The organism is Micromonospora sp. NPDC002296 (assembly GCF_040296145.1).
In the GTDB taxonomy this organism is placed as follows: Bacteria; Actinomycetota; Actinomycetes; order Mycobacteriales; family Micromonosporaceae; genus Micromonospora.
Map to the genome: position 1 here is coordinate 77,778 of NZ_JBEOWQ010000011.1, position 8,784 is coordinate 86,561.

The window sequence follows — 8,784 nt, forward strand, 5'->3', positions numbered from 1 at the left end:
TGCCGGCGCCCCGGGACGCCCGGTGTTCGGGGTGTCCGTCAGCGGGCGTCCTGGCGGGGGAGGACCACCTCGCGCAGGATCAACTGGAGGGCGGCCACCAGCGGGATCGCGACCAGCGCGCCGACCACGCCCAGCAGGGACACCCCGAGCAGCGCCCCGAGCAGGGCGGCGACCTCGTTGACCTCCACGGAACGGCGCATGATCTTCGGGTAGATCAGGTAGTTCTCCACCTGCTGGTACAGGACGAAGAACACGACGCAGGCGATCCCGACCGGCAGGCCGGTGGCGAAGCCGACCAGGCTCACCACCACAGCACCCAGCGTCGCGCCGATCTGCGGGATCAGGTCGGTCACCGCGATCACCACCGCCAGCGCGAACGGGTACGGCAGCCCGACGATCAGCGCGAACACGAAGGTGGTCACGCCGGCCAGCACGGCGATGCTCAGCGCGCCGACCATGTACGCACCCACCTTGGCGAGGATCTCGTCGCCGATCAGCTGTACCCGACGGCGACGCGAGCGGGGCACCAGCGAGTACCCGACGCGGCGCAACCGGTCGAACCAGGCGAGGAAGTAGATCGTCAGCACCAGCACGGTGAGCGCCCGGAACAGGGTGCCGGCGATCAGCTGCGCGCCGCCGAGCACCCCGCCCAGCGCGCGGCCGATGGTGTTGGCGTTCGCCGCCGCCTGAACCTTCTCCATCACGTCGAACCGCACGACGAAGTCGTTCACGGCCTCGTTGCGGCGCAGCTCCTCCACGTAGCTGGGGAGCTGCTCGACGAACTGACCGGACTGGGTGACCACGGGCGGCACCAGCGCCACCAGGCCGCCGACGATCAGCAGCAGCACGGTCAGCGCCACCGTCGCCACCGCCAGGCCGTTCGGCAGCCCCCACGAGCGCAGCCGGACCACCGCCGGGTTGAGCCCCACGGCCAGGAACAGCGCGATGACCACCAGCACGAGGATGCCGGCCGCGTTGCGCACGCCGAGGAAGACGGCGTACGCCAGCAGCACGCCGAGCGCACCGGTGAAGCCGACCAGGAAGCTGTTGCGACGCAACGGGCGCCCCGGCTGCCCGAACCGGCCGGAGCCGGTGGCGACCCCGCCGGACACCTCGAAGTCGCCGGCGTCGACGTCAGTGGCGTCGACGTCGTCGGCCGGGGCGGCGCCCGCCGGCTCCCGGCCGGGTCCTACGGTGGCCGGGGCGTTGCGTGACGGGCGGTCGTCGGCCGGGGCCGCCGTTGCGGTCGTCTCGTCGTCCGGTGGGTTACCGCCTGCCGGCGCGTCCTGGGTCACCGGGCCTCCTCCGCGCGCTCCGGTGCCCCGACCGGAGACCCTCTCCCGGGCACGCGGGCTCCTGCCCGGGAGGGTAGTGCCCGATGATTCCTGCGGCCACCCCGGCCACCCCGGCCACCCCGCCCCGCCGGTCCGGAGTGACCGGTGGGGCCGCTCACCCGGCCCGGCCGGCCGTTCACTCGGCCTCGACGGTCACCTTGCTCGGCTTGGCGCTGCGTTCGTCGGTGGTCGGCTTGGTCGGCCGCTTGCCGTTCTCGCCGGTGCTGGTGATCTTCGTGGGGGTGGGCTTCCGGCCCCCCTCGCCGGGCACCGCGGCCACCGTCGGCTCGCCGTCGACCCCTGCGCTGGCTGCCCCGCCGTCCACGGTGGTGACCGGCTCGGCCACCGGCCGGGCCCTGACCGGCCCGGCGTCGTCGGCCGGCGTGGCCTTCGCCGCCCCCGCGTCGGCGGTCGCCTTGACGGCCCCACCGCCGGCGGGGACCGGGCCGGGCGTGGCCTTGGCGGCCGGAGCGGGGCCGCCGGCAGCCATCGCCGGGGCGGTGCCGTTGGGGGCCGCCGCCGGCACCTTGCCGTCGCCGGTCCTGACCGGGCCCGAGCCGTCCAGGCTCGGCGTGACCAGGGCCGGGCCGGTGTCGTCGCCCGACAGCCGCGCGCCGGCCAACTGGTGACGCAGGTCGAGCATCTGCTGCTGGAGCTCGTCGGACTCCTGCCGGGACTGCCAGGTCTCCTGCCGCAGGTCGGCGAGTTGCTGCTGGGCCTGGGCGATCTCGAGCATCACCTGGGCCAGCTGCTGGCGACCCGAGGCCACCTCCTGCTGGGTGGCCGCGAGGTGCTGCTGGGTGGTGGCCAGGTGCTGCTGGGTGGTGGCCGCGTACTCCTCGAACTGGCGGCGGGAGGCGGCCACGTGCTCGTCGGCCTTGCGGCGCTTGTCGGTCGAGTCGGCCTCCGCCCGGCTCAGCAGGGTGGCGGCCTCCTCCTCGGCCTGCTGGCGCATCGTCAGGGCGTCCTGCTCGGCGGCGCGCCGGATCTCGGCGGCGCCGCCCTCGATCTCCGCGCGCCGGGCGGTGTACTGCTGCTCCAGCTCGGTCTGCCGGGTGGCGTGCTGCTCGTCGAGCTCGCCCTGCCGGGTGGCGTGCTGCTTGTCGAGCTCGTCCCGGCGCTTGGCGTACTCCTGTTCGACGCTCGCCTTGCGCCCGGCCAGCTCGCGGTCGGCCACCTCCCGCCGGTCGTTGACCTCCTTCTCCACCCCGGCCCGCCAGGCGCCCAGCTCCTGCTGGGTCTGGGCGCGCGACTGCTGCACGTAGGCCTCGGTCTCGGTGCGCATCCGCTGCACGTACGCCTCGGTCTCCGCGCGCTGGTGCCGGGTGGCCTCGGCGGCCTGGGCGGTGAGCCGCTCGGCCTCCTGCCGGGCCCGGTCGCGGTTGCCCTTCGCCGCCGCCTCGGCGTCGTCGGTGATCCGCTTGGCCTCCTGCAACGCCTTCGCGTGGGTGGCCCGGCCGGCCTCGGTGGCGGAATCGGTGAGCCGCCTGGCCTCCTGCTGGGCCTTGGCGTGCACCTCCTTGGCCGCCTCGCGGAGCTGGGTGGCCTCCTGCTGGGCCTTGGCCAGGGCCTCCTTGGCCGCCTCGCGGAGCTTGGTCGCCTCCTGCTGGGCCCGGGTGTGGATCTCCTTGGCGGCGTCCCGGAGCTGGGTGGCCTCCTGCTGGGCCTTCGCGAGGGCCTCCTGGGCAACCCTGCCGAGCCGGGTGGACTCCTCCTTGGCGGCCCTGAGCGTGGCGTCCGCCTCGGCGCGGCGTCCGGCGCTGTGCCGCTCCTCCTCGGCCCGCCGGGCGGCGAGGGCGATCTCGAAGTCCTTGAGCGCCTGGCCGGCCTGCTCCTTGGCCTCGGAGACGATGTGCTCGGCGGCGGCCCGCCGGGCCTCGATCTCCTCGTTCGCGGCGGCCAGGATGTCGTCGGCCTGCTCCTCGGCGAGGCCGAGGATCTGTTCGACCCGGGGGCCGAGGTGCCGGAACGAGGCCCGGTCCACCACCCCCACCTGCTTGCGCACCTGGGCGAGGTCGCGCTGCAGCACCTCGACCTGCCCGGCCAGCTTGTGGATCTGTGTGTACGCCTGTTCCCGCTCGGCCGCCAGGGTCGCGATCTCGTGCTCCGCACGAGCGACGTACCGGTCCACCTGTCGTTTTTCGTACCCCCGCAGGGCGGACTCGAAGCTGGGCTCCGTGGTCACATCCCCGCCTAGGGCGAACAGTTCCTCGCCGTGCGACATGCCCCCATCCTCACACGCATCAGGCTCGGCTGGGGCGATACGGGCGGCCCGGATGGGAGGTACTTCACTAACGCCACCGACAGCGGTGCCAAGGGTTGGGAAACGCATACGGCGCGGGGTTGAACCGGTCACCCGGTGTCACCCCGCGCCGTGTCATGCCCCGGCCGTACGGTGGGTCAGCCGGCGGGCTCCGCAGCCACCCGCTCGTCCTTGGTGTCCGCCTTGGCGGCCTCCGGCTTGGCCTGCGCCGGCGCCGACGGAATGCCCGGCACGATGCCGGCGAGGCCGGAGAGCATCTGGCCGAGCTGCGAGGTGACGGCGTCCTTCTGGCGGGTGAGGTCATCGACCTCGCGGCGGGCGGCCTGGGTGGTCAGGTCGGCCTCGGTGCGGGCCTCGGTGAGCAGGCGCTTCGCCTCGGACTTCGCCTCGTTGAGGGTCTTCTCCGAGAGCGACTTGGCCTTCTCGACCGTCTCGTTGGCGGTGCGCTCGGACTCGACCCGGCGGGCCTCGGCGCGCTGCTCGATCTCCTTGGCCCGCTCCTGGGCTGCCCGGGCCCGCTGCTCGGCCTCGCCGACCAGCTTCTGGGTCTGCGCGACCTGGGCGGCGTGCCGCTCGGACTCCTCGCGCTCGGACTTCTCGCGCCGCTCGGCGAGCTGGAGCTCCAGGGCCTGCAGGTCCTTGTCGCGCTTGTCGCGGGCGTCGGTGAGCAGCTTGGTCGCCTCGGCGCGCTTCTCCTCGGCCTCCCGTGCCGCCTTCGCCCGCTGCTGGGTGATCTCCCGCTCGGCGGTGGCGCGCAGGGTGGCGACCTCCCGCTCGACGGTCGACTTCAGCTCGGCGACCTCGTGCGCGGTGACGGTGCGCAGCTGCTTGGTCTCCCGCTCGGCGTCGGCGCGCAGGGTGTCCGCCTCCCGGCGGGCCTGCACGCGGACCTCGGCGGCCTCCCGCTCGGCGGCGGTGCGGGCGCTGCCGGCCTCGCGCTCGGCGGTGGCCTTCATCGCGGCAGCCTCGGCGCGAGCCTTGTCGGTGATCTCGCGGGCCTCCAGGCGGGCCGCGGAGAGGATCCCCTCGGACTCGCGCTTGGCCTCGTTGCGGTGGTCGTTGGCCTGCTCCTCGGCCAGCCGCAGGATCTGCTCGACGCGGGTGCCCAGGCCGGAGAGGGTCGGCCGGCTGTTCTCCTCGAGCTGCTTGTTGGTCTCGGTGAGCTTCTGCTCCAGCGCGCTCTGACGCTGCTCTGCCTGGCGGAGCCGACGCTGGGCGTCGTTCATCCGCTGCTCGGCCTCGGCGCGGGCCTGCTCGGACTGGGTCAGCGCGGCGGTGAGTCGACCGATGAAGTCATCGACCTGCCCAACGTTGTATCCGCGCAGGCCAACGGTGAAATCTGGCTGCGAGTTCGCGTTATCGAAGAACGCAAGAGGGGAGGACTGCTGCTGGGGCATTGGGACATACTCGCAGACGCCCCGGGGTGTTTCGCAAGAGCGGTGCGCGGCTTTCGTGTCCTCTTTACATGGTCAACTGGCCGCTGTCACCCGGCCCGTGTCGACGGCGATCTTGGCAGCTCCCGGCCGGGTCGGGCGGCCCTTCGGGCGACCGGCCGGCCGGGTGGGCAAAGGGCCGCGCGAACGCGGCGCGACCCTTTGTCGACTCGTGGCGTTATCGCGCGAAAGGAGGGCCGATGACCCCTGTCGAAAGGCAATGCGCGGCCACCGCAATGGCCGGCCGGGCATCCCCCGGACGGCCCGGGGGCCGTGCCGCGTCCGGACGGCTCAGCGACCGCGGAACCGGTTGATCGCGTCCTCGTGCCGGGAGCGCAGCTCCGGGTCCCGCACGCCGAGGCCGTCGGTCGGGGCGAGGCAGCGCACCCCCACCTTGCCCTGGTGCTGGTTGCGGTGCACCTCGTACGCGGCCCGGCCGGCCTGCTCCAGCGGGTACGTCCTCGACACCGTCGGATGGATCTGGCCGAGCGCCACGAGCCGGTTGGCCTGCCAGGCCTCGTGGTAGTTGGCGAAGTGGCTGCCGACGATCCGCTTCAGGTGCATCCAGAGGTAGCGGTTGTCGAACTGGTGCTGGTAGCCGCTGGTCGAGGCGCAGGTGACGACGGTGCCGCCGCGCTTGGCGACGTAGACGCTCGCGCCGAAGGTCTCCCGGCCCGGGTGCTCGAAGACGATGTCCGGGTCCTCGCCGCCGGTCAGCCCCCGGATCCGTTCGCCGAGGCGCCGCCACTCGTCCGGGTCCTGGGTGTGCTCGTCGGACCAGAACCGAAACCCCTCCGCGGCCCGGTCGATCACCAACTCGGCACCCATCCGCCGGCACAGCTCGGCCTTGTCCGGAGAGGACACCACGCAGATCGGGATCGCGCCGCCGTTGAGCGCCATCTGGGTGGCGTACCCGCCGAGGCCGCCGGAGGCGCCCCAGATCAGCACGACGTCGCCCTGTTTCATGTTCGCCCCGTGGTGCGAGACGAGCTGCCGGTACGCGGTGGAGTTGACCAGTCCCGGGCTGGCCGCCTCCTCCCAGGTCAGGTGGCGGGGCTTGGGCATGAGCTGGTTGGCCTTGACCACGGCCAGCTCGGCCAGGCCGCCGAAGTTGGTCTCGAAGCCCCAGATCCGCTGCTGCGGGTCGAGCATGGTGTCGTCGTGCCCGGCGGCGTCCTCCAGCTCCACCGACAGGCAGTGCGCCACCACCTCGTCGCCGGCGGACCACTTCGTCACCCCGGGCCCGGTGCGCAGCACCACGCCCGCCGCGTCCGACCCCACCACGTGGTACGGCAGGTCGTGCCGGGCGGTCAGCGCGGAGACCCGGCCGTACCGTTCGAGGAACTTGAAGGTGGGCAGCGGCTCGAAGATGCTGGTCCAGACGGTGTTGTAGTTGATCGCGCTGGCCATCACCGCGATCAGCGCCTCGCCGGGCGCCAGCTCGGGGGTCGGCACCTCCTGGACGTGCAGGGACTTGCGCGGGTCCTTGTCCCGGGTGGCCAGCCCCTCGAACATCCGGGCCTCGTCGGCGCGCACCACCACGCCCCGGTAGCTCTTCGGCACGGGAAGGCCGGCGAGGCCGGCGAGCTGCCGCCCGGATTCGTCGGAGCCCTCCACCGCCATGATCGCTTCGAGGATGTCCTGCACGGTGACCTCCCGTTCGTCCGCACCCGCCGGGGCCCGGCGGATCCGCCTGGTGGCCGTCGCTTCGGCCCGGGTGCTGCCATCGGCACCGGTGCGTACCGACCGCGATGTCGGCATCCGACTCCGGCAACGGCCGCCCCTGTCGGAGCAGGACGTTACTGAACGGTAGTTAGGGCGGGAAGGGTCTGTGAAAAACTGCATCGGCCGATGTGTGGAGCTGTCCGTACGGCTGCTCAACCGCGCATCGTCACGCTCGCCGAGCGAGGACGGGCCCGGTGTCGGAGGGTCGGCGGGGAGTGGGCAGGCCCCCTGCCGCGCCCCCGGCCGGCGATCGGATCAGTGCTCGGCGGGCTCGACCAGCTCGACGAGGACGCCCCCGGCGTCCTTGGGGTGCACGAAGTTGATCCGGGAGTCGGCGGTGCCCCGGCGGGGGGTCTCGAAGAGCAGTCGCATCCCGCGTTCCCGCAGCGCCGCGCAGGCCGCGTCGATGTCGACCACGGTGTACGCCACCTGCTGCACCCCCGGGCCGTTGCGGTCGAGGAACTTCGCGATGGTCGACTCCGGGCTCAGCGGGGCGAGCAGCTGCACGCAGCCGCCCTCGGCGCTCGGGCCGACGGCCAGCATCGCCTCGCGGACGCCCTGCTCGGTGTTGGTCTCGGTGTGTACGCAGCGCATCCCGAAGGTCCGCTGGTAGAAGTCGATCGCGGCGTCCAGGTCGGCGACGGCGATCCCGACGTGGTCGATGCGGCGCAGGCCGATGTCTGTGACAAAGTCGGCAGTGGGCTCGGCGGGGGAGTTCTCAGCCATGGCGCTAGTCTGACCGAACACCCGGGTAACCAAACAATCGTTAAGGTGTATGGCTCGGCATCCCCCTCGGAGGCAGGCAATGGCTTCGGTGATCGTCAGCGGCGCGCGGACCCCGATGGGTCGCCTGCTCGGCAACCTCAAGGACCTTCCGGCGACGAAGCTCGGCGGTGTCGCGATCAAGGCCGCGCTGGAGCGCGCCGGGGTCGCCCCCGAGCAGGTGCAGTACGTGATCATGGGTCAGGTGCTCCAGGCCGGGGCGGGTCAGATCCCGGCCCGGCAGGCCGCCGTCGAGGCGGGCATCCCGATGTCGGTGCCGGCGCTGAACATCAACAAGGTCTGCCTCTCCGGCCTGGACGCGATCGCCCTGGCCGACCAGCTCATCCGGGCCGGCGAGTTCGACATCGTGGTGGCCGGCGGCATGGAATCGATGACCAACGCCCCGCACCTGATGCTCGGCCAGCGCGCCGGCTACAAGTACGGCGACGTGACGATCAAGGACCACATGGCGCTCGACGGGCTCACCGACGCCTGGGACTGCTGCTCGATGGGCGAGTCCACCGAGCGGCACGGCGCGAGGCACGGCATCACCCGCGAGGAGCAGGACGCGTTCGCCGCGGCCAGCCACCAGCGGGCCGCCGCCGCGCAGAAGAACGGCCACTTCGCCGAGGAGATCACCCCGGTGATCATCCCGCAGCGCAAGGGCGACCCGCTGGTGATCGGCGAGGACGAGGGCATCCGGCCGGACACCACCGTCGAGTCGCTGGCCAAGCTGCGTCCCGCGTTCGCCAAGGACGGCACGATCACCGCCGGCAGCTCCTCGCCGATCTCCGACGGGGCCGCAGCCGTGGTGGTGATGAGCAAGGCCAAGGCCAAGGAGCTCGGGCTGACCTGGCTGGCCGAGATCGGCGCGCACGGCAACGTCGCCGGCCCGGACAACTCGCTGCACTCGCAGCCGTCCAACGCGATCAGCCATGCCCTCAAGAAGGGCGGCCTGGGCATCGAGGACCTCGACCTCATCGAGATCAACGAGGCGTTCGCCGCCGTCGGCGTCCAGTCCGCCCGTGACCTGGGGATCAGCCCGGACAAGGTGAACGTCAACGGCGGCGCCATCGCGCTCGGCCACCCGATCGGCATGTCCGGCGCCCGGCTGGTGCTCACCCTCGTGCTGGAACTGAAGCGGCGTGGCGGTGGCACCGGCGCGGCGGCGCTGTGCGGCGGCGGCGGCCAGGGCGACGCGCTGATCGTCCACGTCCCCAGCCCCAGCGAGGCACGGTGAGCGTGAGGAGTGAGCGGGGTGTGCGAG

General features: G+C 72.7%; 6 protein-coding genes. 1 reads left to right on the forward strand and 5 read right to left on the reverse strand.

Annotated elements, in window-relative coordinates:
* Window positions 1-38: 38 nt before the first annotated feature.
* The 5 genes from ABT023_RS12150 to mce all read right to left on the reverse strand — a co-directional run bounded on the left by ABT023_RS12150 (window position 39) and on the right by mce (window position 7,481).
* Window positions 39-1,112 carry an AI-2E family transporter gene (locus ABT023_RS12150; RefSeq protein WP_350884643.1) on the reverse strand — a complete coding sequence of 358 codons (1,074 nt, stop codon included), beginning with the start codon at window positions 1,110-1,112 and terminating at the stop codon, window positions 39-41.
* 358 nt (window positions 1,113-1,470) lie between these two features.
* Window positions 1,471-3,558, reverse strand: coding sequence for a coiled-coil domain-containing protein (locus ABT023_RS12155; protein WP_350884483.1), 2,088 nt, complete (start codon window positions 3,556-3,558; stop codon window positions 1,471-1,473).
* Window positions 3,559-3,734: 176 nt separating this feature from the next.
* Window positions 3,735-4,994, reverse strand: coding sequence for a coiled-coil domain-containing protein (locus tag ABT023_RS12160; RefSeq protein WP_350884485.1), 1,260 nt, complete (start codon window positions 4,992-4,994; stop codon window positions 3,735-3,737).
* A 327-nt stretch (window positions 4,995-5,321) separates the two neighbouring features.
* Complete coding sequence (gene ccrA / locus ABT023_RS12165) at window positions 5,322-6,677, reverse strand: crotonyl-CoA carboxylase/reductase (RefSeq protein ID WP_350884645.1); 1,356 nt, start codon at window positions 6,675-6,677, stop codon at window positions 5,322-5,324.
* Between the two features lie 333 nt (window positions 6,678-7,010).
* Window positions 7,011-7,481, reverse strand: a complete 471-nt coding sequence (mce, locus tag ABT023_RS12170; protein ID WP_350884487.1) for a methylmalonyl-CoA epimerase — start codon at window positions 7,479-7,481, stop codon at window positions 7,011-7,013.
* 79 nt (window positions 7,482-7,560) lie between these two features.
* Here mce and ABT023_RS12175 point away from each other — a divergent pair, with 79 nt between their 5' ends.
* Window positions 7,561-8,757 carry an acetyl-CoA C-acetyltransferase gene (locus ABT023_RS12175; RefSeq protein ID WP_350884489.1) on the forward strand — a complete coding sequence of 399 codons (1,197 nt, stop codon included), beginning with the start codon at window positions 7,561-7,563 and terminating at the stop codon, window positions 8,755-8,757.
* Window positions 8,758-8,784: the final 27 nt, after the last annotated feature.

Coding starts and splice junctions, on each gene's coding strand:
- ABT023_RS12155 (WP_350884483.1), bottom strand. CDS start 3,558: ATGTCGCACGGCGAGGAACTGTTCGCCCTAGGCGGGGATGTGACCACG.
- ABT023_RS12160 (WP_350884485.1), bottom strand. CDS start 4,994: ATGCCCCAGCAGCAGTCCTCCCCTCTTGCGTTCTTCGATAACGCGAAC.
- mce (WP_350884487.1), bottom strand. CDS start 7,481: ATGGCTGAGAACTCCCCCGCCGAGCCCACTGCCGACTTTGTCACAGAC.
- ABT023_RS12175 (WP_350884489.1), top strand. CDS start 7,561: ATGGCTTCGGTGATCGTCAGCGGCGCGCGGACCCCGATGGGTCGCCTG.